20 protein-coding genes are annotated in these 24,945 nt (G+C 67.3%); 13 read left to right on the top strand and 7 right to left on the bottom strand.

Annotated features, from left to right (window positions below):
• Positions 1-13: 13 nt before the first annotated feature.
• Positions 14-814 (bottom strand): SigB/SigF/SigG family RNA polymerase sigma factor, encoded by an 801-nt coding sequence (locus SACGLDRAFT_RS14930; protein WP_005465647.1) that lies wholly within the window; start codon positions 812-814, stop codon positions 14-16.
• 394 nt (positions 815-1,208) lie between these two features.
• On the opposite strand from SACGLDRAFT_RS14930, the gene SACGLDRAFT_RS14925 reads away from it, so the two are divergent.
• The gene (locus SACGLDRAFT_RS14925) at positions 1,209-1,583 is read left to right on the top strand and encodes an STAS domain-containing protein (RefSeq protein WP_005465646.1); all 375 of its coding nucleotides are present in this window, start codon (positions 1,209-1,211) and stop codon (positions 1,581-1,583) included.
• A 15-nt stretch (positions 1,584-1,598) separates the two neighbouring features.
• On the opposite strand, the gene SACGLDRAFT_RS14920 is transcribed toward SACGLDRAFT_RS14925, so the two are convergent.
• The 3 genes from SACGLDRAFT_RS14920 to SACGLDRAFT_RS14910 all read right to left on the bottom strand — a co-directional run bounded on the left by SACGLDRAFT_RS14920 (position 1,599) and on the right by SACGLDRAFT_RS14910 (position 3,623).
• Positions 1,599-2,126 carry a CGNR zinc finger domain-containing protein gene (locus SACGLDRAFT_RS14920; protein ID WP_005465645.1) on the bottom strand — a complete coding sequence of 176 codons (528 nt, stop codon included), beginning with the start codon at positions 2,124-2,126 and terminating at the stop codon, positions 1,599-1,601.
• A 347-nt stretch (positions 2,127-2,473) separates the two neighbouring features.
• Positions 2,474-2,731, bottom strand: coding sequence for a GntR family transcriptional regulator (locus SACGLDRAFT_RS14915; RefSeq protein ID WP_040920030.1), 258 nt, complete (start codon positions 2,729-2,731; stop codon positions 2,474-2,476).
• Positions 2,732-2,813: 82 nt separating this feature from the next.
• Positions 2,814-3,623 carry an IclR family transcriptional regulator gene (locus SACGLDRAFT_RS14910; protein ID WP_005465643.1) on the bottom strand — a complete coding sequence of 270 codons (810 nt, stop codon included), beginning with the start codon at positions 3,621-3,623 and terminating at the stop codon, positions 2,814-2,816.
• 571 nt (positions 3,624-4,194) lie between these two features.
• On the opposite strand from SACGLDRAFT_RS14910, the gene SACGLDRAFT_RS14905 reads away from it, so the two are divergent.
• On the top strand, positions 4,195-4,425 hold the full coding sequence (locus SACGLDRAFT_RS14905) for a helix-turn-helix domain-containing protein (RefSeq protein ID WP_040919132.1): 231 nt from the start codon (positions 4,195-4,197) through the stop codon (positions 4,423-4,425).
• 360 nt (positions 4,426-4,785) lie between these two features.
• Here SACGLDRAFT_RS14905 and SACGLDRAFT_RS14900 read toward each other — a convergent pair whose 3' ends face one another.
• On the bottom strand, positions 4,786-5,673 hold the full coding sequence (locus tag SACGLDRAFT_RS14900) for a helix-turn-helix domain-containing protein (protein ID WP_040919129.1): 888 nt from the start codon (positions 5,671-5,673) through the stop codon (positions 4,786-4,788).
• A 301-nt stretch (positions 5,674-5,974) separates the two neighbouring features.
• On the opposite strand from SACGLDRAFT_RS14900, the gene SACGLDRAFT_RS14895 reads away from it, so the two are divergent.
• From SACGLDRAFT_RS14895 to SACGLDRAFT_RS14850, 10 genes are all read left to right on the top strand, one after another.
• On the top strand, positions 5,975-6,823 hold the full coding sequence (locus SACGLDRAFT_RS14895) for a hypothetical protein (RefSeq protein WP_005465640.1): 849 nt from the start codon (positions 5,975-5,977) through the stop codon (positions 6,821-6,823).
• A gap of 1,011 nt (positions 6,824-7,834) precedes the next feature.
• A complete protein-coding gene (locus SACGLDRAFT_RS14890; RefSeq protein WP_005465639.1) occupies positions 7,835-9,544 on the top strand; it encodes a glycine/sarcosine N-methyltransferase in 1,710 nt (569 codons plus the stop codon).
• A gap of 60 nt (positions 9,545-9,604) precedes the next feature.
• A complete protein-coding gene (gene metK / locus SACGLDRAFT_RS14885) occupies positions 9,605-10,804 on the top strand; it encodes a methionine adenosyltransferase (protein WP_005465638.1) in 1,200 nt (399 codons plus the stop codon).
• A gap of 136 nt (positions 10,805-10,940) precedes the next feature.
• Positions 10,941-11,918, top strand: coding sequence for a carbohydrate kinase family protein (locus SACGLDRAFT_RS14880; RefSeq protein WP_005465637.1), 978 nt, complete (start codon positions 10,941-10,943; stop codon positions 11,916-11,918).
• 2 nt (positions 11,919-11,920) lie between these two features.
• Complete coding sequence (metH, locus tag SACGLDRAFT_RS14875; RefSeq protein WP_005465636.1) at positions 11,921-15,469, top strand: methionine synthase; 3,549 nt, start codon at positions 11,921-11,923, stop codon at positions 15,467-15,469.
• 36 nt (positions 15,470-15,505) lie between these two features.
• On the top strand, positions 15,506-16,963 hold the full coding sequence (ahcY, locus tag SACGLDRAFT_RS14870; RefSeq protein WP_005465635.1) for an adenosylhomocysteinase: 1,458 nt from the start codon (positions 15,506-15,508) through the stop codon (positions 16,961-16,963).
• Positions 16,964-17,039: 76 nt separating this feature from the next.
• Complete coding sequence (locus tag SACGLDRAFT_RS14865; protein ID WP_005465634.1) at positions 17,040-17,948, top strand: methylenetetrahydrofolate reductase; 909 nt, start codon at positions 17,040-17,042, stop codon at positions 17,946-17,948.
• Between the two features lie 487 nt (positions 17,949-18,435).
• Positions 18,436-19,404 (top strand): metallopeptidase, encoded by a 969-nt coding sequence (locus tag SACGLDRAFT_RS14860; protein ID WP_232283975.1) that lies wholly within the window; start codon positions 18,436-18,438, stop codon positions 19,402-19,404.
• 54 nt (positions 19,405-19,458) lie between these two features.
• Positions 19,459-20,643, top strand: a complete 1,185-nt coding sequence (gene thiI / locus SACGLDRAFT_RS14855) for a tRNA uracil 4-sulfurtransferase ThiI (RefSeq protein WP_005465631.1) — start codon at positions 19,459-19,461, stop codon at positions 20,641-20,643.
• Between the two features lie 248 nt (positions 20,644-20,891).
• A complete protein-coding gene (locus tag SACGLDRAFT_RS14850; protein WP_005465630.1) occupies positions 20,892-22,142 on the top strand; it encodes a cytochrome P450 in 1,251 nt (416 codons plus the stop codon).
• An 8-nt stretch (positions 22,143-22,150) separates the two neighbouring features.
• Here the strand turns inward: SACGLDRAFT_RS14850 and SACGLDRAFT_RS14845 are convergent, their stop codons facing one another.
• Together SACGLDRAFT_RS14845 and SACGLDRAFT_RS14840 are read right to left on the bottom strand one after the other, a co-directional pair.
• The gene (locus SACGLDRAFT_RS14845) at positions 22,151-22,447 is read right to left on the bottom strand and encodes a MoaD/ThiS family protein (protein ID WP_005465629.1); all 297 of its coding nucleotides are present in this window, start codon (positions 22,445-22,447) and stop codon (positions 22,151-22,153) included.
• Complete coding sequence (locus SACGLDRAFT_RS14840; protein ID WP_040920029.1) at positions 22,444-23,559, bottom strand: WD40/YVTN/BNR-like repeat-containing protein; 1,116 nt, start codon at positions 23,557-23,559, stop codon at positions 22,444-22,446. The genes SACGLDRAFT_RS14845 and SACGLDRAFT_RS14840 overlap by 4 nt, the downstream gene beginning before the upstream one ends.
• Before the next feature lie 216 nt (positions 23,560-23,775).
• Between SACGLDRAFT_RS14840 and SACGLDRAFT_RS14835 the strand changes: the two genes are divergently transcribed.
• Entirely contained in the window at positions 23,776-24,903 is a 1,128-nt protein-coding gene (locus SACGLDRAFT_RS14835) for a glutathione-independent formaldehyde dehydrogenase (protein ID WP_005465627.1), read from the top strand.
• Positions 24,904-24,945: the final 42 nt, after the last annotated feature.

Here is a 24,945-nt window from a genome sequence, read left to right as displayed (position 1 = left end):
GAGCCCCGTCGGCTCACTCGGTGAGTCTGCTGCGGAGGAACTCCAACGTGCGCGCCAGGAGCCGGGACACGTGCATTTGGGAGATGCCCACGCGCTCGGCGATCTGGGTCTGGGTCATGTTGCCGAAAAAGCGCAGGATGAGGACCCGTCGTTCGCGCTCGGGCAGGCTCGCGAGCAGGGGTTGGAGCGACTCGTGGAACTCGACGTTCTCCAGTTGCACGTCGTCCTCCCCCACGGTCTCCGCCAACGGCAGCGTGCCCTCGTCGTCGTAGGCAGCGTCCATCGAGACCGACTGGTAGGCGTTGCCGGCGAGCAGTCCGTCCCAGACGTCCTCGGGGGACAGATCGAGTTCGGCGGCGAGTTCGCTCGGTGTCGGGGCCCGACCGAGCCGTTGGGCCAGTTTGCCGCTCGCCTGACTCAACGACAGGTGCAGTTCCTTCAGTCTTCTGGGGACACGGACCGCCCAACTGGAGTCGCGGAAGTGACGCCTGACCTCGCCCATGATCGTGGGTACGGCGAAGGCGACGAACTCCGTACCCCGCGAGGCGTCGAAGCGATCGATGGCGTTGAGCAGCCCGAGCCTGGCGACCTGCACCAGATCGTCCCGTGGCTCACCGCGGCCGACGAAACGCCGGGCGATGTGTTCGGCGAGAGGGAGGCAGCGGGTGATGATCTCCTCTCGAATGGCCGTCCTTCGCGGGTCGTCCGGCTCCAGTGCGGCCAATGTCTTGAAGAGGGGGGCGAGATCCTCGTATCCGCTTGAGCCTCCCGCTTGTTCGTGCGCCTCCAGGCGGGATTGCTCGTCAGGGGTCACGGCAGCGGGGCTACCCAGTCGCCGAAGGGGCCACACCCCCGTAACGGCTGGTCGGGCGAGGGGGATTGACACGCCCGACACCGTTTCGGGACCCCGGTCGGTGCTCGCGGGCGGTGACGATCGACGCTGGTCAGCTCACGGTGTCGTCACTCTACGGAATGACCTCGCGTGGGATCTTTCGGGTCGCCGAGGGCGTCGCACGTGCGAGCTAGGGAGAGTGACCGGGCGGGTGGGTGATTGTTCCTCCATTGTGGACGTTTGTCCAGCCTTGTTACCGGCTGTGTTCGCAGATCGTTGTGCTTGCGACACCAACAGTGCCGGGCGTACGGTCTGAGACGGTGGTTGTGACCCAGCCGCGCCGGGGGAATCCTTTCGGACGGAAGGCGGCGACCGGATGGTGTGCACGAAGGACGACGTCGAGGTGCGAGTCGACCGGCCGGTGGTCGGGCTGGTGGTGGTGCGGGTCATCGGCGAGGTCGATCTGCTCGGCGCGCCGATACTGCGACGGCGGGTGGAAGCCGCCCTGCCCGGTGCGCGGGCGCTCGTTGTAGACCTGAGCGACACCACGTTCTTCGGTGCCGCCGGGCTGTCGGTGCTGGTGCACACGTCCGCCCTCGCCGAACGGTTCCGCGTGCGCTGGGCATTGGTATGTCCCTCCGTGATCCTGCGGCTGGTGCGGATCACGAACCTCGATCGGGAACTGCCGGTGTGCCGGGACTTCGGCGAGGCGGTGCTGGCGGCCACGGCGCCCTCGGCCGCGTTCTCGTGAGAGGCCCTTCGTCGTTCACCGAGCGTGGCGGGAGCGGTAGGTCCGCATCTTCTGCCGCGCGCCGCAGACGTCCATGCTGCACCAGATGCTGTTCTGCGCGGGGGAGCGGTCGTAGAACACCCATCGGCAGTCGCGGTTGCGGCAGACCTTGAGTCGTTCCAACTCCCCGGTCAGTCCGGACGTGAAGACCAAGGCGATGCACTCGCCGAGATAGACGTCGAGCGGACCGGTCTTCCTGGGGGGCAGGACCGGTTCCCCCCGTGACGACCACCGAGGTGGTGCCAGTAGCAGCTTGGCGAGCTTGTTGAGTTCGGACGTTCGTTCCTGACCGTCGAGGTGATCCCGAACAGTCTCCCGCAGTTTCACCAAAAGCTCGTGTTCCTTGCGGTTGAGCTCACCGGCGTCCACGCCGATCGCTCGTAACCACGCGGAGGCGCTCGCGGCCGTGATCAGCGCGTCCTCGGTGTAGAGCAGCCGTGCGGAGTTGCAGAGCTGCTCCAGCTTGTGCAACTCGCCCGGCGCCTCGGTCCTTGGGAACGGCATGTCGGCGATGTTACCGCCTCAGGCCTTAAGCCGGTAACACGGGAAGGGGGCGGAACAAGAAGTCGAAAGCGTCGGAGCCGTGCGAGACGCCCAGTGGTGTTACCGCACGGTACGTCATTGGTGTCCCGAGCGTGGCGGAATGTGGCGAGCACGATGGCCGACCGGCGTGGGAGCTGCGCGGGCACGGCGAGGCCCGCGGCGTGAACCGACGGTGCGTCGGCGGGAGGAACGGCACGGCGTGACCGAGCCGCCTGTGGTCGACACACCGGACGCGTGGCAGACCCGGCTCGGGGCGCCGCGTGTGGTGCGACCGCTCGCTTTCTCGGGCTCGTGCGTTCGCCGAGACCTCAGTCGCGTGGGGAGACGAACGTTCCCTTGGACTTCAATGTCTGCACCAGCCCGCGTTCCCGCAGGATTCGCGTGGCCTTGCGGACGGGGTCCAGGGCGACGCCGTATTCCTCCGACAGCGCGCGTTCACCGGGAATGCGGCTGCCGACGGGCCATTCACCCTTCTCGATGAGGCCGGCGAGGTGATCGGCGAGCAGCACGTATTCGTACCCGGTCTTGTTCTCCGGGTTGTACTTCTTCCGTTCGGGACCGTTCATGGCAGCACGATAGAACTGCGCCACGCTGTGCTCACGTGCGGACCGCGGCGCGACGCGGAGCATAGCGGCAGTGGCGCCTCGCTCACGCGGGCGTGGGAGCGCCGGTGCGTTGCTCGGGGATGGGGCCGGTGGCGAGCTCGCGGGTCACCTCCAGCAACCTCGCGGCCGCCTTTTCGGCGTCGGCCGCCGTGAACCGTACCGCGGGCGCGGTGACGCCGATCGCCACGGGAAGGCGAGTGCTCGCCAGCGGGGCGGCCACGCATCGGCTGTCCTCGTCGTCGCTGATCGCGTAACCCTGGCGCCGGGCCTCGGAGAGCTCGGCGAGGAACTTCTCGTCCACGGCCTCCTCGTCGAGCGCGTTCTCGACGAGTTCGCGCGCCTGGTCGTCGGAGAACCGGCTGGCGATCGCCCTGCCGAGGGCGGTGGCGAACAGGCTCTCCCTGGAGCCCCTGGCCGAGGCGAACCTGACTCGCTTTCGGCTCTCGACGACGTCGAGGTAGACGACGTGGTCGCCGTCCAGGATGGCCAGATTGACCGTTTCGCCGAATTCGTCGCGCAGCTTTTCCAGCCACGGACGCGCGCGTTCCCTCAGGACCTCCAGGTGGCGTGACTGCATGCCGATGAACCCGAGCCCCAGCCGGTAGAGGCCGGTGGCGCTGTCGCGTTCGACGTAGCGGTGGGCCTCCAAGGTCCACAGGTAGCGGAACGCCGACGACTTCGGCAATTCGGTTTCCTGGGCGACTTCGATCAGGGAGGTGCCCTCCACCGATTCCTGGAGCAGGTTGAGGATCGAACAGACCCGCTCGACGGCGCGAACGGTGTAGTCGCGTTCCTCTCCTCTGTTGCCGATGTCCGCGTAGTCGCGGTGACCCTGGCCGCGTCGTGCTGGCACGCCTGCTCCCCATGAATTACGGATGACGTGTTGCGGAACTCTAGCCGTTACGTCGTTCCGGAAGCAGGGGGCCAGAAATGAAGTCGACGCGATTTCGACGGCGAGTATTCCGGTATTGACGGGCGTGGTGCCGTCGGACGGGGTAACGACTCGTCCGCGTCGGCGATATTGATTCTGGCGGCGCCTGCTTTATTGCGGCGCTCGCAGTGGGGGTATCGGCATCCACGATGGGCGGGATGTGAGGTGAATTGCATTTGTGGAAAATAGCCCGTTTGGTGGTAGCAGCCTCCGTGTCAGTGCTAGAAGCTAGTGCGGCGTCGATCGTGGTGCGGTCGCGCAGCTGGGGGTTTGCGGGATGTGTCCGCCTGCTGTGACCTGTCGCTGCCACGACGAGGCGGAAAACCGTTCCCGAACCTCGCAGACGATGCCAATGTCAATTCATGAGACCGCGTCGCGGGCCGATGTATCCGCGACCCGGCACCCTGCCACCGGTGACGTGCCGACAGTGTCGAGTCCTGGTGTGTCACGCCAATCAGATCCGGAGGGAGCAGGCGAACCGATCTGGGAGCTGATGCGTCGGGTTCGCAAACTCCGTGGGATGACGCAGTACCAGCTCGCCGATCGGTTGGCGGAGCTGTCGAACAACTCCAGCGTGAGCCGCGACGAGGTGGCCAGGTGGGAGCGGGGCAAACGGGTCCCCGGCCCGTACTGGCGACAGTGGCTCAGCGTCGCGCTCGACGTGCCCGCCGAGCAACTGCTCGAGGCCGTCCGTTACGGGCGGCTCCGGAGGGCGTCACGCTGACTCTCCCTCGCGCGATGTGCTAAGCACCGCGGTGTAGCGCGGTAGTCACGTAGCGTGCTACAGTCTCGGCGGCTGTCGCCGCGGGACCGTTCATCGTGCGACGGCGGCCGTGGTGGCGCGGCCGGGACTGCCCCTTCCGACCCGGCCGCGCCACCCGTATCGGCACGTCGGCGTCGCGGGTGGCGCCATCGCGTCAGGGGGAAGGCATGGCAGAAGAAGGCCGGGAGAGGCGCGGGTCGCGTCACCACTGCGCCGTGCGAGGGGGCCGCCGTCCGGGAGTGTCCCGGCGTTGCGGTACGCCGTTCGGGTGGTGTCCTGCCACGGGCGGCAGATGTCCGACGCCGCCGTCCGGGGTGGGTCTCAGGAAGCGTCCTTGGTGAGTTGGCGGGCGAGGTCGGCAAGGACCTCCGTCGACTCCTCGGGGGAGAGCGTCGCCTGCTTCGTCTGCTCCCACAGGTCTCGGAAGATGGCCAGAGTTTCGGGGCTTTCGTAGTGGATGCGGTCGACAGGGGTGCTGACGTACACCACTTCGGAGAAGTCCTGGATGATCTCGGTAGGCAATAGCAGCTCGGTGAAGCCGCTCGTCGCTCCCGCCGGCCTTCCGCTGTGGTCGGGCAGTATTCGGATCTCGACGTTGTCCCGGTTCGCCTGTGACACCAGCGCGTTGAGCTGCTCGCCGAGCACGAGCGGGCCCCCGACGGGGCTTCGCAGTGCCGACTCGCCCAGTACGCAGGTCAGGCGAGGTGCGTCGGTTCGATCGAGGACCGCCTGCCTGCCGCGGAGCATGCGCAGGTGCAGTGTCAACTGGTCGGCTCGGTGGCCGGTGAGCCCGGCGCGCAGGAGGGCTTCCGCGTAGGCGGGGGTCTGGAGGGGCTCCGGCACGTGCAGCGGCTCGAAGACGCGCAGCTCGGTGGCCGAGTACTCGAACCCGGCGAGTAGCTTCAGGGAGCGGGGAGGGAAGTGGTCGGGAAACTCGTCCTCCCACCAGTCGGGCGAGTGCATCTCGACGCGGTCGCGCAGTTGCCGGTAGTACGGGGCGCGGTCGCTGTGGCCGTAGGCGTCGAGCATGATGTCGAGGCTGTCGTGACTGGGCAGGTAGCGACCCATCTCGTAATGTCCGATGGTCGCGCGGCTCTTGCCGATCCTGCGGGCGATCTCGCTCTGGTTGGAGTTCTTGCTCGTCTCACGCAGCTTCTTCAGTCCTTGGGTGAACGCCCACTCCGCGACGACGTGGCTCACCTCGACCAAAGGCCTCACCTTTCGGCTGCGGGTGAAGAAGACAGCCTTCACCCAAATGGGCCACACCGCGGTGTAGCGCGCTAGTTGGGTAGCCCGCTACATTCGATGTGGCTACGGACAGTTGGACGCTTGTCACGTTAGCCCCCGGCGACGTCGGCCGTGGGGAACCCCCTCGCCTGGTCACGTCGCCGGACCCGTGCGACGGAAACGGTGAGGACTGGGGGCGTCCGTGGGCGAACGCGGCGTGTCGGACGACGCCGGCTCGGGAGGGTCTCTCCGGGAGGAGGTCGGAGGGTTCGGACGTCGTGGGATGGGTGACCACACGCCGCTCACGGTGGCCGTTGCGGACACGCGACTGCGGGCGTTGGAACACGTCGCCCGGTCCGGTCCGGCGGCCGAGCGGGCGAAGCGTGAAGCCGCCGACGTCGAGCGGTGGGAAGCACGCCGACGAGGGCGCCATGTGCGCCTGTGGGTGGTGGAGTTGGAGGTCCGGGCCGCGGCGTGCGACGCCGTCGAGGCCGCGTTTCGCCTGAGCCGCTATGTGCGCAGGCCCTTGCATCGCATCGGCGACGTGCCCGTACTTCGGTGGACCGGCACGCCCGAACTCACCACCGCCGAGGATGGCGGTCCGGTGTCCTATCCGAGCGGTGCTCGGGCGTGTCGTCACGACCGGGCGCCGTTCGGAGAGCTGGAGCGGGTGCATGTCGCCGCCTACGTCCGGGGGCTCGCCCTGGCCCGGCTTCGGCTGTCGAACCGGGTGGCCGGATGTTCCGAACCGGGGAACGGGGACCCGAAGCCGGGCTCTCCGTACCCCGAGCTGGGCTTGTGGCAGGTGCGTCATCGAGTGCTGTGTCTCGCCGGTCCGGGGGAGGCGCCGGCCCGCGCGGCCGAGCTCGCCGAGACGATCGTCGACGACGCGGGCCGGGTCGCGGCCAGGGTCGTGGGTCTGCGTGCCGATGACGGATACCGCGACGGTGAGGGATATCGCGTGCATCCGGCCGCGACGCTCCTTCCTCTTGCCGCGACGGCGCTCTGGGACGACTACGACGCGGCCGAGGGCGACATCGGGTCTTCGTCGGCGGTCGCCGATGTGCTCGCGAGGGCCGCCGTCGCGGTGTGGAAGACGTTCCTCGACGAGGCGCGGTCCGTGTTCCGGTGAACGGAATGCGCGGAGGTGGAAAACTATGCAAGTACTGGGCTCCCGCGTATGCTTCGGGGCGAAGCCGACGAACTGTCGTTCTTCTGTCGGCCGGCCGAGCGCCTGTATCCCTCCCCAGGGTGCATCGGCAGCGAGGGTGTCCCGGTGCTGAACCCCCAGCAGCACCGGGACACTTAATTCGGGAGTGGCTTCGGTTTCTTTCGGGGCCCGTGATGCTCTCCGTAGAAGCGGGCTCCGCCGTTTCGGTGTGTTGTCTTCGACACTGTATTTCCCGTCGATCACGGGACGCTTCGGTAGCGGTACGGATCGTCGATGTCGTCCGAGTGTGTCGGTTCGTCGGCGCGGGGATTGCCGTGCCTCGACACCTGGGTTGTTCATGATGCAACGAGTTGCCGAATGTGACACGAACTCGACGGAAGATCAAAGTCATACCTTCGTTCCAAGCGATTACGAAGAGTGTCTTTTCGGTGGATTGCCCCTCGGCTCGTTGCTCTGCTCGGGTGAACGGTGGTTCCCCGTTTCCCGAGGTCCCAGTTTCGCCCTCGCGGTGGTGTCGTGGTGATGACACAGGTTCTCCGCGCGGGGCTCGGACCACGGTTGTCCAGTGTATTCGACGGTGCTCTTCCGTCCCGTCGCATTTGCCGGTGCCGGGTGAATTGACTCCGGACATCGCCGGGGCGGGTTGTACGGCGGGTGAGAATCCGGGTCACGCAAAAGACCCATTGTCATGGTCGCGAGGGTGCCCCGAGGTGGGTCCGCGACATATTGCGGAGATCATCAACGATGTGTTGAAATCAGGCCCGGTCGCTTCGGGGTCGGGGAAACCGGCTGTCGGGGAGACCGAGTTGTGCGCCTGGAAAAAGTAGTGTCGGGGGTATGGCGTTGTTCGCCTTCAATATGTTCCCTCGATGTATTCGGTGATTATTTTTTCCACGTGCGTCCACGCTGAGGAGGAATGCCAACGGAACGTCGCGAAAAACAATCCGTGCTCGACCGTGGAAGGAATGTGTGATGAAAGGTTCGAGGTCCGCCCCCGTCCGGGTGGGACGGGCGGAGACCGGGAACGGCGGACGACCCGAGACCGACGCGCACCCCGCGCAGGGGTTCGGGAGTGACCCGCTCACCGTTCGCGACACCGACCACTACACCAGTGAGTACGTCCGGGGCTTCGTCGAGAAGTGGGACGAACTCATCGACTGGGAGAAGCGCTACGAGAGTGAGGGTGGTTTCTTCGTCGACCTGCTTCGGTCCTACGGCGTGAAGTCGGTGCTCGACGTGGCCACCGGTACGGGGTTCCACTCCGTTCGGCTCCTTGAGGAGGGGTTCGACACCGTCAGCGTGGACGGCAGCGCGGAGATGCTGGCCAAGGCGTTCGAGAACGGCCTCAACCACGGGGGTCACATCCTGCGTGTCGTGCACGCCGACTGGCGCTGGCTCAGCAGGGACGTGTCGGGACAGTTCGACGCGGTGGTCTGCCTCGGCAACTCGTTCACGCACCTGTTCTCCGAGCGTGACCGTCGCAAGGCGCTCGCCGAGTTCTACGCCGTGTTGAAGCCCGACGGCATCCTGGTCATCGACCAACGCAACTACGACGCCATCCTCGACGGCGGGTTCTCGGGCAGGCACACGTACTACTACTGCGGTGAGGAGGTCTCGGCGGAGCCCGAGTACGTCGACGAGGGACTCGCCCGGTTCCGCTACCGCTTCCCGGACAACTCGCAGTACCACCTCAACATGTTCCCGCTGCGCAGGGACTACCTGCGCAGGCTGCTGCGCGAAGTGGGGTTCCAGCGGGTGGAGACCTACGGTGACTTCCAGGAGACGTTCCGGGCGCAGGACCCCGACTTCCTCATCCACGTGGCGGAGAAGAGCTACGACCCCGTGAACACCGGCCGGAGGCGAGACTCGGCGGCGGTCACCGTCGCGCGCGACTACTACAACTCCGACGACGCCGACAACTTCTACTACTCCATCTGGGGCGGCGAGGACATTCACATCGGTCTCTACGCCGACGAGCACGAGGACATCGCGACGGCGAGCAGGCGCACCGTCGAGCACATGGCGTCCAAGGTGGGGTTCACGCCCTCGACCCGTGTGCTCGACATCGGTTCCGGTTACGGCGGCGCGGCCCGGTATCTCGCGAAGACGTTCGGTTGTCGGGTCACCTGCCTCAACCTCAGCGAGGTGGAGAACGAGCGCAATCGTCGCTTCACCGCGGAGCAGGGGCTGTCGGAACTCGTCGAGGTGGTGAACGGCTCCTTCGAGGACCTGCCGTTCGAGGACGACGCGTTCGACGTCGTGTGGTCCCAGGACGCGATGCTGCACGGGGGCGACCGGGTCCGTGTGCTGGAGGAGGTCGCGCGGGTGCTGCGGCCGGGCGGGGAGTTCGTCTTCACCGATCCCATGGCGTCGGACGACTGCGACCGGACGGTGTTGCAGCCGATCTTCGACCGACTGCACCTGGACAGTCTCGGTTCGCCGGGTTTCTATCGCAGAGAACTGAGCAAACTCGGTTTGTCCGTAGTCGAGTTCGAGGATCACACAGAGCAACTGGCCGTTCACTACCAGCGAGTTTTGGAGGAGGCACAGCGGCGGCACGAGGAGATTTCCTCCAAGGTCAGCGAGACCTACCTCACGCGCATGAAGATCGGTCTCAAGCACTGGGTCGACGGTGGACGGGCCGGTAACCTCGCTTGGGGCATATTCCACGCGCGCGCCTAGAGGTGGAACTCCGGAAGACGCGAACGGCGAATTGTCAGCGACGAGAGACGAGGATGCATAGTGACTGCTAATCGAAGGCTGTTCACCAGTGAGTCCGTCACGGAGGGCCACCCCGACAAGATGTGTGACGCCATCAGCGACACCATCCTGGACGCGCTGTTGGCCGCCGATCCCAGCAGTCGGGTCGCGGTGGAGTCGCTCATCACCACCGGCCAGGTGCACGTCGTCGGTGAGGTGACCACCGAGGCGTACGTGGACGTGCCCACGCTGGTGAGGGACACGATCCTGGAGATCGGGTACGACTCGTCGGCCAAGGGGTTCGACGGGGCCTCGTGCGGGGTGAACGTGGCCATCGGTTCGCAGTCCCCCGACATCGCCCAGGGTGTGGACGCCGCCTACGAGAGCCGGTTGGAAAACGCGCTCGACGAGTTGGACCGGCAGGGGGCCGGGGACCAGGGGTTGATGTTCGGGTACGCGTGCTCGGACACGCCGGAGCTGATGCCGTTGCCCATCGCGTTGGCGCATCGGTTGTCGCGGCGGTTGACGGCGGTGCGCAAGGACGGCACGGTGCCGTACCTGCGGCCGGACGGCAAGACGCAGGTGACCATCGAGTACGAGGGGGATCGCCCGGTGCGGTTGGACACCGTGGTGATCTCCAGCCAGCACGCCGACGGCATCGACCTCGACGAGATGCTGGCCCGTGACCTGATCCAGCACGTCATCACCCCGGAGATCGAGTCGCTGGGCCTGGACGCCACCGAGCCCAGGACACTGATCAACCCCACGGGTCGGTTCGTGGTGGGTGGTCCGATGGGGGATGCGGGGTTGACGGGTCGCAAGATCATCGTGGACACCTACGGTGGGATGGCGCGGCACGGTGGTGGTGCGTTCTCGGGTAAGGACCCGTCGAAGGTGGACCGGTCGGCGGCGTACGCGATGCGGTGGGTGGCCAAGAACATCGTCGCCGCCGGGTTGGCCGAGCGAGCCGAGATTCAGGTGGCGTACGCGATCGGCAAGGCGGCGCCGGTGGGGTTGTTCGTGGAGACCTTCGGTACGGAGAAGGTGGATCCGGCCAAGATCCAGTCGGCGATCACCGAGGTGTTCGACCTGCGTCCGGCGGCGATCATTCGTGATCTGGACCTGTTGCGGCCGATCTATGCGCCGACGGCCGCCTACGGGCACTTCGGTCGTACCGATCTCGACCTGCCGTGGGAGAGGACCGACCGGGCGTCCGCGTTGAAGGACGCCGCGAGGGCGTGAGCGTCGAAGGACGCTCGACCTTCGTCGGACCGTTCCCGTCGCGTGGCGGACGGCCGGTGGCATCGGTCGCCCGCCACGCCCGCCCGTCGTCCCCAGTTCCCGAGGTCCACGACACCCCCACGAGGAGTGTGTTTGCATGCGCATAGCGGTGACCGGCTCCATCGCCACCGACCACCTGATGGTCTTTCCCGGAAAATTCGCCGACCAGTTCGTGGCCGATCAGCTCGACAAGGTGTCCCTGTCGTTTCTCGTCGACACGCTGGACATCCGTAGAGGCGGGGTGGCGGCCAATATCGCGTTCGGTCTGGGCTGCCTCGGGATGAGGCCGATCCTGGTGGGCGCGGTCGGCCGAGACTTCGACGACTACCGTTCGTGGCTGGAACGGCACGGTGTCGACACCAGGTCGGTGCACGTGTCGCAGACCAAGCACACGTCGCGGTTCCTCTGCACGACCGATCAGGACCAGGCGCAGATCGCGTCGTTCTACGCCGGGGCGATGGAGGAGGCCAGGAACATCGAGCTCCGGGCCGTGGCCGACCGCGTGGGAGCGTTCGACCTGGTGATCATCGCTCCGAACGACCCGGTGGCGATGGTGCGCCACACCGAGGAGTGTCGCACCTTGGGCATTCCCTTCGCCGCCGACCCGTCCCAGCAGCTCGCGCGCATGGCGGGGGACGAGATCCGCACCTTGGTGGACGGCGCCTCCTACCTGTTCACCAATGAGTACGAGACGTCCCTGCTGTTGAAGGAGACGGGCTGGTCCGAGGCCGAGGTCCTCGACCGGGTCGGCTACTGGGTGAAGACCTACGGACCCGACGGGGTGAGGGTCGAGTCGCGGAACACCGAGCCCCTGAGCGTGCCGGCCGTGCGGGTGACCGACGAGGCGGACCCCACGGGGGTGGGCGACGCCTTCCGGGCCGGGTTTTTGTGGGGCCTGGCCGCGAAACTCAACCTGGAGCGGTCCGCGCAGGTCGGGTGTACTCTGGCTGCCATCGTTCTGGAGACCGTCGGCACGCAGGAATACACCCTGGATCGGGCTGAGTTTTCCAAGAGGGTGGCCACGACCTACGGCAATGACGCCGCGGCCGAGATCGAATCCAAGCTGCGGGTGTGAACATGGACAGTCGGTTTCTCGCCGAGTTGGGCCAGCGGATTCTCGTCGCGGACGGCGGTATGGGTACCGCCCTCCAGGGCTTCGACCTGTCGCTCGACGACTTCGCCCAGTTGGAAGGGTGCAACGAGATCCTCAACGACACCCGCCCCGACGTGGTGTCGGCGGTGCATCGCAGCTTCCTTGAGGTCGGCTGCGACGCCATCGAGACCAACACGTTCGGGACGAACTACGGCAACTTCGGTGAGTACGGCATCCTCGACCGGATCCGGGAACTGGCCGAGAAGGGCACGGTCCTGGCGCGGCGGTGCGCCGACGAGTACTCGACGCCCGAACGGCCGCGGTTCGTCCTGGGGTCGATGGGGCCGGGGACGAAGCTGCCCACGCTCGGCCACGCCCCCTACGCCGTGTTGCGGGACGCCTACGTCGAGAACGCGCTGGGGATGCTCGACGGCGGGGTGGACGCCGTGCTCGTGGAGACGTCGCAGGACCTGCTGCAGACCAAGGCGGCGGTCGTCGGCGCGAAGCGGGCGATGGAGCGAGCCGGCCGCCGGGTGCCGATCATCGCTCAGGTGACGGTGGAACAGACCGGGACGATGCTCGTCGGCTCGGAGATCGGCGCGGCGCTCACGGCGCTGGAACCGCTGGGCATCGACATGATCGGCATGAACTGTGCCACCGGGCCCACCGAGATGAGTGAGCACCTGCGGGTGCTGTCCGAGCACGCCCGCGTGCCGATCTCGGTGATGCCGAACGCCGGGCTGCCCGAGCTCGGCCCCGACGGCGCGGTGTATCCGTTGCGCCCCGACGAGCTGGCCGAGGCGCTGGCCACGTTCGTCACGGACTTCGGGGCCCGCTTGGTGGGCGGGTGCTGCGGTACGACGCCGGAGCACCTGCGCGCCGTGGTGGAGGCGGTGTCGTCGCTGCCGGGGAAGGAGCGGCGGCCGCGGCACCAGCCGTCGTTGTCGTCGGTCTACCAGCCGGTGCCGTTCGAGCAGGACGCGTCGATCCTCAACGTGGGGGAGCGCACCAACGCGAACGGCTCGAAGAAGTTCCGTGAGGCGATGCTCGACGAGCGCTACGACGACTGTGTCGAGATCGCCAAGGCCCAGACCCGCGAGGGCGCGCACGTGCTCGACCTGTGCGTCGACTACGTGGGTCGGGACGGCACGCGTGACATGGCCGAGCTGGCCTCCCGGCTCGCCACGGCGTCGACGTTGCCGATCATGGTCGACTCCACCGAGCCCGAGGTCGTGCGCACCGGTCTCGAACACCTCGGCGGGCGGTGCGCGATCAACTCGGTGAACTACGAGGACGGCACCGGGCCGGGGAGCCGCTACCAGCGGATCATGGAACTCGCCGTCGAGCACGGTGCCGCCGTGGTCGTCACCTGCATCGACGAGGAGGGGCAGGCCCGCACCGCCGACTGGAAGCTCCGGGTCGCCGAGCGCGCCATCGAGGACCTGACCACCAACTGGGGCCTGGCGAAGTCGTCGATCATCATCGACTGCCTGGTCTTCCCGATCACCACCGGTCAGGAGGAGGTCCGCAGGGACGCCCTGGAGACGATCGAGGCCATCCGCGAGCTGAAGAAGCGTCACCCGGACGTGTTGACCACCCTGGGGCTGTCCAACGTCTCGTTCGGGCTGAACCCGGCGGCGCGTCAGGTGCTGAACTCGGTGTTCCTGCACGAGTGTCGGCAGGCGGGGCTCGACTCCGCGATCCTGAACTCGTCGAAGATCCTGCCGATGAACAAGATCGACGACGAGGCCCGGCAGGTGGCGCTCGACCTCGTCTACGACCGCCGGCGGGACGGCTACGACCCGCTGCAGCGGCTCATGGAGCTGTTCGAGGGCAAGACCGCCTCCTCGGCGCGTGCCTCCCGTGCCGAGGAGCTCGCGAAGCTGCCGTTGTTCGAGCGGTTGGAGAAGCGCATCGTCGAGGGCGAGGTCAACGGTCTTGAGGCCGATCTCGACGCGGCCATGCGGGAGAAGAGCCCGATCGACATCATCAACGAGAACCTGCTTGCCGGCATGAAGGTGGTCGGTGACCTGTTCGGTTCCGGTCAGATGCAGCTTCCGTTCGTGCTCGCCTCGGCCGAGGTGATGAAGACCGCGGTGGCCTACCTCGAACCGCACATGGAGAAGACCGACGCCGGCGGCAAGGGCAAGCTCCTGCTGGCCACGGTGAAGGGCGACGTCCACGACATCGGCAAGAACCTCGTCGACATCATCGTGTCGAACAACGGCTACGACGTCGTGAACATCGGCATCAAGCAGCCCATCAACGCGATCCTGGAGGCGGCGGAGAAACACCGGGTCGACGTCATCGGCATGTCGGGTCTGCTGGTGAAGTCCACGGTGGTGATGAAGGAGAACCTGCAGGAGATGAACTCCCGCGGGGTCGCCAAGAAGTACCCGGTGCTGCTCGGCGGAGCCGCGCTGACCCGCACGTACGTCGAGAACGACCTCGACGAGATCTACGAAGGCGACGTCCGCTACGCCAAGGACGCCTTCGAGGGCCTGAAGTTGATGGACCGTGTGATGGCCATCAAGCGTGGCGAGACTCCCGAGGAGGACGAGGCCGAGCGGGCGAAGAAGGCCGAACGCAAGGCCCGCCGTGAGCGGTCGCTGCGGATCGCCGAGAAGCGCCGGGCCGAGCAGGGGCCCGAAGCCGACCCGAACGACACCACCCGTTCGGACGTCGATCCCGATGTTCCCGTGCCGACGCCGCCGTTCTGGGGCTCCAAGATCGTCAAAGGCATCGCCGTGGCGGACTACCTGGCGTTGCTCGACGAGCGGGCGACGTTCCTCGGGCAGTGGGGGCTGCGCGGGGCACGGAAGGGCGAGGGGCCTTCGTACGAGGAGCTCGTGGAGACCGAGGGCAGGCCGAGGTTGCGGGCCTGGATCGACGAGCTGTCCACTCGCGGGGTGCTCGCGCACGCCGCGGTCGTGTACGGCTACTTCCCGTGTTATTCCGAGGGCAACGACCTCGTCGTGGTGGAGAAGGACGAACCGGACGCCCTGGAGCGGCTGCGGTTCCGCTTCCCCCGGCAGCGGCGTGACCGCAGGTTGTGTCTGGCGGACTTCTTCCGGCCACGGGAGAAGGTCGAGAGCACGGGGCAGGTCGACGTGCTGCCTCTGCAGCTCGTGACGATGGGGCAGCCCATCGCCGACTACGCGAACGAGTTGTTCGCTCGCAACTCCTACCGGGACTACCTGGAGGTCCACGGACTCGGCGTGCAGCTCACGGAGGCGTTGGCCGAGTACTGGCACCGTCGTATCCGGCAGGAGCTGCGCTTCCCGTCGGGCACGCCGGTGGCCGCCGAGGACCCGGAGGACGTGCAGCAGTTCTTCAAGCTGGGCTATCGCGGCGCGCGGTTCTCCCTCGGTTACGGTGCTTGTCCGAACCTCGAAGACCGAACGAAGATCATGGAGCTGTTGGACGCCGAACGCATCGGTGTGACGCTGTCCGAGGAGTTCCAGCTGCATCCGGAGCAGGCAACGGATGCGATCGTGGCCCACCACCCCGAGGCCAAGTATTTCAACACCTGACCAGTGGGCTCACTCCCACGACGAAGAAAGGACACCATGAGCGCGAAGTTGCAGAAGGTGAACGGCCTCGAATTCGCCGTCGCCGATCTGTCGTTGGCCGAGGCGGGTAGGCACCAGATTCGGCTGGCGGAGCACGAGATGCCGGGCCTGATGGCGACTCGCAAGGAGTACGCGGCCTCCAAGCCGCTGAAGGGCGCGAAGATCGCGGGCTCGCTGCACATGACCGTGCAGACCGCCGTGCTCATCGAGACCCTCGTGGAACTCGGCGCCGAGGTTCGCTGGGTGTCGTGCAACATCTTCTCCACCCAGGACGAGGCGGCCGCTGCGGTGGTCGTCGGCCCGAACGGGACTCCGGAGGCACCGCAGGGCGTGCCGGTGTTCGCGTGGAAGGGCGAGACGCTGGAGGACTACTGGTGGTGCACCAACCACCTCTTCAACTTCGACGGCGACGGCCCGAACATGATCCTCGACGACGGCGGTGACGCCTCGCTACTCGTGCACAAGGGTGTCGAGTTCGAGGCCGCCGGGGCCGTGCCGGAGCCCTCGGAGGACGACTCCGAGGAGTACCGGGTGGTGCTGGACACGCTGCGCAAGAGCCTCGCCGAGGACCCCGGTCGTTTCACCCGGATCGCGAAGAACATCCGCGGCGTCACCGAGGAGACCACCACGGGCGTGCACCGGCTCTACGAGTACGCCAGGTCGGGCGAGCTGCTCTTCCCCGCCATCAACGTCAACGACTCGGTGACGAAGTCGAAGTTCGACAACAAGTACGGCTGCCGTCACTCGCTGATCGACGGGATCAACCGCGCCACCGACACGCTGATCGGCGGCAAGGTCGCCGTGGTCTGCGGTTACGGTGACGTCGGCAAGGGCTGTGCCGAGTCGCTGCGAGGTCAGGGCGCCCGCGTGATCGTCACGGAGATCGACCCCATCTGCGCGCTGCAGGCCGCGATGGACGGCTACCAGGTGACGGTGCTGGAGGACGTCGTCGAGACCGCCGACATCTTCGTCACCACCACCGGTAACTTCAACATCATCACCGCCGAGCACATGTCTCGGATGAAGCACCAGGCGATCGTCGGCAACATCGGTCACTTCGACAACGAGATCGACGTCGCGGGTCTGGAGAAGATCCCCGGCATCAAGCGGGTCGAGATCAAGCCGCAGGTCGACGAGTACGTCTTCCCCGACGGCCACTCGATCATCCTGCTCAGCCGGGGGCGGCTGCTCAACCTGGGCAACGCCACGGGGCACCCCAGCTTCGTGATGTCGAACAGCTTCACCAACCAGGTGATGGCGCAGATCGAGCTGTTCACCAAGCCCGGCGAGTACGACAAGAAGGTCTACGTGCTGCCGAAGAAGCTCGACGAGAAGGTGGCGAGGCTGCACCTCGACGCCCTCGGCGTCAAGCTCACCCGGCTCACCAAGGAGCAGGCCGAGTACATCGGTGTCGACGTGGACGGGCCCTACAAGCCCGACCACTACCGCTACTGACGGTGCCCGCCTCGCGGAACCGCCGCCGTTCGGGGCGGCTCGGCGGCGGTTCCGCGTCGCCCGAAGGGAGTTGATCGTGCGGAGGGTTGTCGACCGGCTGGCGAGCGCGCGGTGTCCCACGTTCTCCGTGGAGTTCTTCCCGCCGCGTGATGAGGCGGACGAGGCCGTGCTGTGGCGGTCGATCCGTGAGCTGGAGCCGCTTGACCCCGCGTACATATCCATCACCTACGGAGCGGGTGGGTCCAGTCGTGAGGGAACCATTCGCAATATCGCCCGTGTCGCCACCGACACCACGCTGGTGCCGATGGCGCATCTGACGGCCGTCAATCATTCGGTCGCGGAACTGCGTAACGTCATCGGACACTTCGCCGCGGTGGGGGTCCGCAACATTCTCGCCTTACGCGGCGACCCGCCGGGTGATCCGATGGGGGAGTGGGTGCCGCACCCGCAGGGCCTGACCTACGCCGAGGAACTCGTCCGACTCGTGCGCGAGCTGGGGGACTTCTGTGTGGGGGTTTCGGCGTTCCCCTACGGTCATCCGCGTTCCGTCGACCTGGAGACGGACACCAAGTACCTCGTGCGGAAACTGAAGGCGGGGGCCGATTTCGCGATCGCGCAATTGTTCTTCGAGGCCGAGGATTTCCTGAGATTGCGGGATCGGGTGGCGGCGGCGGGCAGTGACGCGCTGATCCTGCCCGGCATCATGCCGCTCACCACTCCCCGGACGTGGCGCAAGACCGTTGAATTGTCCGGTGCGACTCCTCCTCGATGGCTGTCCGAGCGCCTCGAACCGCTTGTCGACGACCCGAAGGCGTTCCGGGCCGAAGGTCTCGACACCATCACGGAGCTGTGCGAACGGCTCCTCGCCGAGGGAGTGCCGGAGCTGCACTTCTACACCTTCAACCGGTCGAAGGCCACGAGGGAACTGGTGGACCGGCTCGGACTACGTTCGCCGCGCGCCGAGCCCGCGGCCGTCGGTTCGTGACCGAAGGGCCCGCGTAAGACCTCGCGTCCGCGGTGCGGCGGCCGAGCGCCGCCTCACCGCGGGCCCCGGCCGGTCGCGGTGGGAAGGCCGGGTTTTTCGAACCGATGTCTCAGTTTCCCGCCGCTGTGGGAATCGTCGCGACGGCGAATGGTTCGCGGGCGAGGTGTGGCTTCTGGGAGCGAAATCGCGAAAATCGCCCATCGGCTCCGGAAAAGGGCGCGGAACAATGTTTTCGGCGGATGCGTCGTGACGTCGTGATCGGGGCGCGGGGACGTGGCCGCGGGGCCGTCGCCGCGGTGGCGTCCATTGTGTCCATCGCGACTCCCCGTGGTGTAACGGAGGGCATGCCCGCTGCCTTGCAAACCCTTACTAGTCTGGGAAGTAGCAATGCGTCTATGGTTGGCGATCCGCACTGACGCCGGGCGAGGTGGGTATGACGAGTGCACAGGACCGCAACGGTTGGCCGCAACAGCCAGGTGAATTCCGTGTGACGTGGCGTGGTTACGACCGCGCCCAGGTCAGAAAGTACGTGCGAGATCTGCTGGAGTCCCTTCACGCGGTGACCGCCGACCGGGATGCCGCGGCCCAATACGTTCGTTCCCAATCGGAAGAACTGGCCGCGTTGCGCCGCCAGAACGACAAATTGCGGCGGCGGCTCGATCGCGTGTGTCGGACCCCGGTGGAGCCCGACGGCCTTTCCGAGCGGTTGTGGCACATGGTGGACCTCGCGCAGCGGGAGGCGGAGGACATCCTCACCGAGGCGCGGGCCGAGGCCGACCGCAGGCGGGCCGAACTCGACAAGCGCGAGAACGAGCTGGAGGAACGTCGGGCGGAGCTGGAAGAGCAGCACCGGGAACTCGTGCGGCGCATCAAGGCCGAGGCCGCCGCGGAGGCGGAGCGGGCCGAACGCGAGCGCCGGGACGCCGACGAGCGCGCCATGCGTCGTAGGCAGGAGCTCGAACGTGACTTCGCGAAGAACCTCGCCGCGCGCCGGGAGGAGATGAACCGGGCGCTCGCCCGCCGGGAGGCGGCCGCGAAGGCCGAGGCCGAGCGGATCATCGCGGAGGCCACCGAGCGGGCCGAGCGGCTCGTGGCCGAGGCCACCGAGCGCGTGCGCGCTCTGGAGGAGGCGCGTCGTAAGGCTGCCTCGGAGCTGCGTGCGGCTCGCGAGGCGCTCGTCGGCGCGTGGCCGTTGTTGGAGCCGCTCCCCGACGAGGTCTCGGCCGATCGCACCGGCCCGAAGGCCGTTGCGGAGTCGCCGGAGTCGTTCCCCGCCAAGGAGAGGAAGTCTCCGGCGTTCGCCGGGGCCGGGCTGCCCACGTTGCCGGCCGTGCTGTCGGTGGCCGTGTCGGGCTCCGGTGCCGGACCGCGGTCGGTGACGTCGCACACGCGCGTGGCGAAGGCTGAGCCGCCCGCTCGGCACGTTGTGGGAACGACCGTGTCGAGCGCGAGGTGAGAGCCGGTATCGTCACCGTGATTGTGCGGAGGACGAAGTCGAGGAGGTGAGCGGATGGCTCGGCCGTGCGTGCTGTTGAAGTACGGCGAACTGATGCTCAAGGGCCGCAATCGGGGCAGGTTCGAGGAACACCTGCGTGAGTCCCTTCGGCACGCGGTGGAGAGCGCGTCCGCTCCCGTCCGGATCTCCCAGCGGCCGGGGGTGGTGGTGCTCTCCGGGGCGCCGGTGCCTGAGCTGGTCGAATGCGCTCACAGGGTGATAGGTGTCAGCGTCGTGCAGCCGGCGTTGCGCACGAGCCGCACCATGGACGACGTGGTGGCGGCGGTGTCACAGGCGCTCACCGAGCGGTTCGGCAGCCCCGAGGAGGCCGGGCGGCGCCGGTTCGCGGTGCGGGCTCATCGCAGGGACAAGAGGTTCCCGATGGGCTCGGAGCAGGTGGCCGCCCACGTGGGCAGCCGTGTCGTCGAGGAGTGGGGCTGGCCCGTCGACCTCACCGATCCCGAGGTCGAGATCACCGTCGAGGTGGACCAGCGCGAGGTGTTCGTCTCCCTGGAGAAGCAGCGCGGTCAGGGCGGCCTGCCGGTCGGTGCCAGTGGCCGGGCGTTGGTGCTGCTGTCGGGAGGATTCGACTCGCCGGTGGCCGCCTACCGCGCCATGCGGCGTGGCCTTCGGTGCGACTTCGTCCACTTCACGGGCGCGCCGTTGACGGGGCCGTCGTCGACGTACAAGGCGTACGCGTTGGTGCGGCAGCTCGACCGGTTCCAGGGCGGTTCGCGGTTGCACGTGATTCCCATCGGCAACGCGCAGCGTGCGCTGGCGACGGCGGGCGCGGGCAACCTGCAGATCGTGGCGCAGCGCAGGCTGATGGTCCGTACCGCGAGTGCCCTGGCCGCCGAACTCGGTGCGCAGGCGCTGATCACCGGCGACAGCCTGGGACAGGTGGCGAGTCAGACGCTCGCCAACATGGCGACGGTCGAGGAGGCGGCGGAACTTCCGCTGCTGCGTCCCCTCCTGGCTTGGGACAAGGAGGAGATCATCGCCGAGGCGCGTCGTATCGGCACGGCCGAGATTTCGAAGCTGCCCGACGAGGACTGCTGCAGTCTGTTGGCGCCGCCTCGGGTGGCCACTCGGACCACCCCGTCGCAACTGGTCAACGTCGAGCGTCGCATGGAGCTGGACGAGCTGGTGCCCAAGTTGCTCGCGGACGTGCAGGTCCACGTCCCCGGCGCCGCGGCGTGAGCGTGCTTCGACGTCGGTTGCGAGCGTGAGTGGCGGGTGTGACGCCGGACGGTCTCCGGTGTCACACCCGTTACCGCACGGGCGTGGAACGTCCGGACGAAGGTGATCGAGGGAGCGCGGGCACTCCCGGCGAGGCGTTGTCGGGCCCGCGGCGCGGATTCGGTGGGGAAGATCTTCCCGGTCTTTCCCCTGCGCGGTTCACCCGGTTGATACTGTGTGCAGCCGTGGGGAATCTCCGGTCACGAGTGATGTCGTGGTTCGCGCGCCGTTACTTCGCGCGCGTGCAGAAAAAAGGCCTCGACCTTTCGAAGATGTCCCTGCTGCCGGACGACGTGTTGATGCCGCTGCGCCGCAACGGTCTGGATCCGGTGGCGGAGCTGGGACGGAAGCGAAGCGAGGAGCCGGTCAGCAAGTTGCCCGTGCCGTTCGGGCTCAACGTGTGGTTGGTGTCGGGTTACGAGGAGGCCAAGGCGGTCCTGGGGGACGCCAAGACCTTCAGCAACGACTTCACCAACCTTATCGGCAAGACCAGCGCCAAGGCCGACGACAATCCCGGTGGCCTCGGGTTCGCGGACCCGCCCGTGCACACCCGGCTGCGGCGGCTGCTGACGCCCGAGTTCACGATGCGTCGGTTGGCTCGCCTGAAGCCCGGCATCGAGCGGATCGTCAAGGAGCGTCTCGATGCCATGGACCGCGCCGAGGGTCCGGTCGACCTCGTGGAGGAGTTCGCGCTGCCGATCCCGTCGCTGGTGATCTGTGAGCTGCTCGGTGTTCCGTACGAGGACCGGGACGAGTTCCAACACCTCGCGGTGCAGAGGTTCGACCTCTTCGGGGGTGCGGGGGCCTCGCTCGGCGCGATCTCCGAGTCGCTCCAGTACCTGCTGGGCGTGGTGCGCAAGGAACGCGAGAACCCCGGCGACGGGCTCCTCGGCATGATCATCAGGGAGCACGGCGACGAGATCGAGGATCGGGAACTCGCCGGGCTGGCCGACGGGGTGCTGACGGGTGGCTTCGAGACGACGGCGAGCATGCTCTCGCTCGGCGCGCTCGTGCTGCTGCGCGACCAGGAGGCCTTCAAGCGCATCCACGACGACGACGAGGTGGTCCACGGCTTCGTCGAGGAACTGCTGCGGTACCTCACGGTGGTGCAGGTGGCGTTCCCCCGCTTCGCGCGGGAGGACATCGAGATCGGTGGCAAGACCATCGAGAAGGGCGACATGGTGGTGGTGTCGCTGAGCGGCGCCAACCGGGACGAGCGGCTGGGCACCGGCCTTGAGATCTTCGACGGCACCAGGCCTCCGATGTCCCACCTCGCGTTCGGGCACGGTGTGCACCGGTGTGTCGGCGCCGAACTGGCTCGCATGGAGCTGCGTGCGGCCTATCCGGCTCTCGTGCGGCGGTTCCCGAAGCTGCGGCTGGCCGTTCCCGTGGAGGAGCTGGAGTTCCGCAAGACGTCGATCGTCTACGGCGTGGAGAAGCTGCCCGTCCTCGTCGACTGATCGCGTACTCAGCCGCCCGCCATCGCGCCGATGATGAGCAACGGCTCGGCCCCGCTGGCCACGGCGGTGGGCAGCGGGGTGTCGGGCGGCTGGTGCGACAGGTCCTCCTCACACGCGAAGAACCGGACGAAGGCGCGTCGCCGCTTGGTGCGGTGATCGCGGATCGCGCCGCGCAGTACCGGATAGTCGATTTCGAGGGCCTCGAGCACGGATCCCAGTGTCACGGGCTCGGCGACGTCGAGGGCCACTTCCCCGTCGACGCGGGCCAGGGCGCGCAGGTGTGGAGGCAGGGTCACGCGGATCATGGCAGCGTCTGCACCTCCACGGAGAGCACGGGCGGAAGGTCGCGCACGATCGGCGTCCAGGTGTCCCCGGCGTCGGGAGAGGCGTACACCTGTCCGCCGGTGGTGCCGAAGTAGATGCCGCAGTCGTCGAGGGAGTCGGTGGCCATGGCGTCCCTCAGCACGTTGACGTAGCAGTGCTTCTGCGGAAGCCCGTTGGTGAGCGGTTCCCACTCGTGCCCGCCGCCGCGGCTGCGGTAGACACGCAGCCGACCGTCGGGTGGGACGTGGAGGTAGTCGCTGGTGATGGGCACGACGTACACCGTGTCGGGGTCGTGGGCGTGGACCTCGATCGGGAAACCGAAGTCGGTGGGGAGGTCGCCCGAGATCTTGTACCACGTCCGGCCGTCGTCGTCGGAGCGCATCACGTGCCAGTGCTTCTGCATGTAGAGCGTGTCGGGGCGGTCGGGATGGCGGGCCAGGTTGTGCACGCAGTGGCCCACCTCGGCGTCGGGGTCGGGGATGCCCTCGCTGATCAGTCCCTTGTTGCTCGGGGTCCAGCTCGTACCGCCGTCGTCGCTGGCGAACACCCCGGCGGCCGAGATGGCCACGCGGAGGCGCTGTTCGTCGCGAGGGTCGAGCAGGATGGTGTGCAGGCACATGCCTCCCGCGCCGGGCTGCCACGACGGGCCCGACTCGTGGGTGCGAAGCCCCGGTAGTTCCCGCCAGGTGACACCGCCGTCGTCGCTGCGGAAGAGAGCGGCGTCCTCCGATCCCGCGTAGACGCGATCGGGGTCGGCGGGGGAGGGTTCGAGGTGCCAGACCCGTGTGAACTCCCACGGTCGTTGGCTGCCGTCGTACCACTGGTGGGTGCCCGGCTCGCCGAGATAGGTGAACTCGTTGCCGACCGGACGCCAGGTGGCGCCGCCGTCGTCGGAGCGTTGTATTTGCTGGCCGAACCAGCCGCCCGACTGGGACGCGTACAGCCGGTCGGGGTCGGCGGGCGAGCCGGTGACGTGGTAGATCTCCCAGCCTCCGAAGAGGGGGCCCTCGACGTGCCATTCGTCGCGCCGCCCGTCGGCGGTGAGGACGAAGGCGCCCTTGCGTGTTCCCACGAGCACCCGGACCCGGCTCATCGTGATCTTCCCCTTCGTGGTCGCGGCGGCGACACCGTCACTGTAACTCGCATCACTTTCATAAAGAAACTCATCTTCGAAATTGAAATCGATCAAGTGTTCGACTCCGCTCGTGTGGGTGAGCCGGAACGGGATTTTCGGGGCATCGACTCCTGCATGAGGTAGCGCGACCGGGGTAGCCGGAGAGCGAGGACGTATCCGATCGGGGAGGGCGAGATGAAAGCCGTGGTGTACCAAGGCCCCAACGAAGTGCGGGTCGAACAGGTGGAGGACCCCCGGATCGAACAGCCGACCGACGTCATCGTCCGAATCACCACGACGGCGATCTGCGGCTCGGACCTCCACATGTACGAGGGACGCACGGTGGCCGAGCCCGGCATCGTGTTCGGTCATGAGAACATGGGCGTGGTCGAGGAAGTCGGCTCCGGCGTGGCGAGCGTGAAGAAGGGCGATCGAGTCGTCCTGCCGTTCAACATCGCCTGTGGCTTCTGTCGTAACTGCCTCGCGGGCAAGACGGGGTTCTGTCTGACCGCGAACCCCGGGTTCGCGGGAAGCGCGTACGGCTACGTGGGGATGGGGCCGTACAAGGGTGGTCAGGCCGAGTACCTGCGAGTGCCGTTCGCGGACTTCAACTGCCTGCAGCTGCCGCGCGGGGAGGAGCACGAGGACGACTTCGCCATGTTGGCCGACATCTTCCCCACCGGCTATCACGCAACGGAGATGGCCGGGGTCTCCCCCGGTGACACCGTCGCCGTGTACGGGGCGGGGCCGGTCGGGCTCATGGCCGCCTACTCCTCGATCCTTCGGGGAGCCTCCAAGGTGTTCGTGGTCGACCGGGTGCCCAACCGTCTGCGGGTCGCCGAGGAGATCGGCGCGATCCCCGTCAACTTCGCCGAGGCCAGCGCGCCCGAGCAGATCGTGAGTCAGACCGACGGCGGGGTCGACCGTGGTATCGACGCGGTCGGCTACCAGGCCACGGTGCCCGAGGGCGAGGAACAGCCGGCCGTGGTGCTGAACGACCTCATCGAAACGGTACGGCCGACGGGGTCGCTGGGAGTCGTGGGGCTCTACCTGCCGAAGGACCCCGGAGGACCGACGGAGGAGGCCCGTAACGGGAAGTTGCTCATCAACATCGGCCGCTTCTTCGAGAAGGGGCTGAGGATGGGTACCGGTCAGGCGAACGTCAAGGCGTACAACCGGCAGCTTCGCGACCTCATCATCGCGGGACGGGCGGAGCCGAGCTTCGTGGTGTCGCAGCGTCGTCCCCTCGACGACGCCCCCGACGCCTACGCGCGGTTCGACCGGCGCGAGGAGGGCTACACGAAGGTGGTCCTCAAGCCGTGAACTCCCCCTGGTGGGGGACTTTCCTCGGGCGAGGGCCACGTC

It is taken from the genome of Saccharomonospora glauca K62, from assembly GCF_000243395.2.
Lineage (GTDB): Bacteria > Actinomycetota > Actinomycetes > Mycobacteriales > Pseudonocardiaceae > Saccharomonospora > Saccharomonospora glauca.
The sequence above is the reverse complement of the archived record's forward strand: the minus strand, read 5'-3'. Positions and strand labels throughout refer to the sequence as shown.

Excerpts from the sequence above, each read along its gene's own strand:
- thiI (WP_005465631.1), top strand. The coding sequence starts at position 19,459 with ATGGCTCGGCCGTGCGTGCTGTTGAAGTACGGCGAACTGATGCTCAAG.
- SACGLDRAFT_RS14895 (WP_005465640.1), top strand. The coding sequence starts at position 5,975 with ATGGGTGACCACACGCCGCTCACGGTGGCCGTTGCGGACACGCGACTG.
- SACGLDRAFT_RS14905 (WP_040919132.1), top strand. The coding sequence starts at position 4,195 with ATGCGTCGGGTTCGCAAACTCCGTGGGATGACGCAGTACCAGCTCGCC.
- SACGLDRAFT_RS14835 (WP_005465627.1), top strand. The coding sequence starts at position 23,776 with ATGAAAGCCGTGGTGTACCAAGGCCCCAACGAAGTGCGGGTCGAACAG.
- SACGLDRAFT_RS14880 (WP_005465637.1), top strand. The coding sequence starts at position 10,941 with ATGCGCATAGCGGTGACCGGCTCCATCGCCACCGACCACCTGATGGTC.
- SACGLDRAFT_RS14845 (WP_005465629.1), bottom strand. The coding sequence starts at position 22,447 with ATGATCCGCGTGACCCTGCCTCCACACCTGCGCGCCCTGGCCCGCGTC.
- SACGLDRAFT_RS14840 (WP_040920029.1), bottom strand. The coding sequence starts at position 23,559 with ATGAGCCGGGTCCGGGTGCTCGTGGGAACACGCAAGGGCGCCTTCGTC.
- SACGLDRAFT_RS14925 (WP_005465646.1), top strand. The coding sequence starts at position 1,209 with ATGGTGTGCACGAAGGACGACGTCGAGGTGCGAGTCGACCGGCCGGTG.
- SACGLDRAFT_RS14850 (WP_005465630.1), top strand. The coding sequence starts at position 20,892 with ATGTCGTGGTTCGCGCGCCGTTACTTCGCGCGCGTGCAGAAAAAAGGC.
- ahcY (WP_005465635.1), top strand. The coding sequence starts at position 15,506 with ATGAGCGCGAAGTTGCAGAAGGTGAACGGCCTCGAATTCGCCGTCGCC.
- metH (WP_005465636.1), top strand. The coding sequence starts at position 11,921 with ATGGACAGTCGGTTTCTCGCCGAGTTGGGCCAGCGGATTCTCGTCGCG.
- SACGLDRAFT_RS14915 (WP_040920030.1), bottom strand. The coding sequence starts at position 2,731 with ATGAACGGTCCCGAACGGAAGAAGTACAACCCGGAGAACAAGACCGGG.
- SACGLDRAFT_RS14890 (WP_005465639.1), top strand. The coding sequence starts at position 7,835 with ATGAAAGGTTCGAGGTCCGCCCCCGTCCGGGTGGGACGGGCGGAGACC.
- SACGLDRAFT_RS14920 (WP_005465645.1), bottom strand. The coding sequence starts at position 2,126 with ATGCCGTTCCCAAGGACCGAGGCGCCGGGCGAGTTGCACAAGCTGGAG.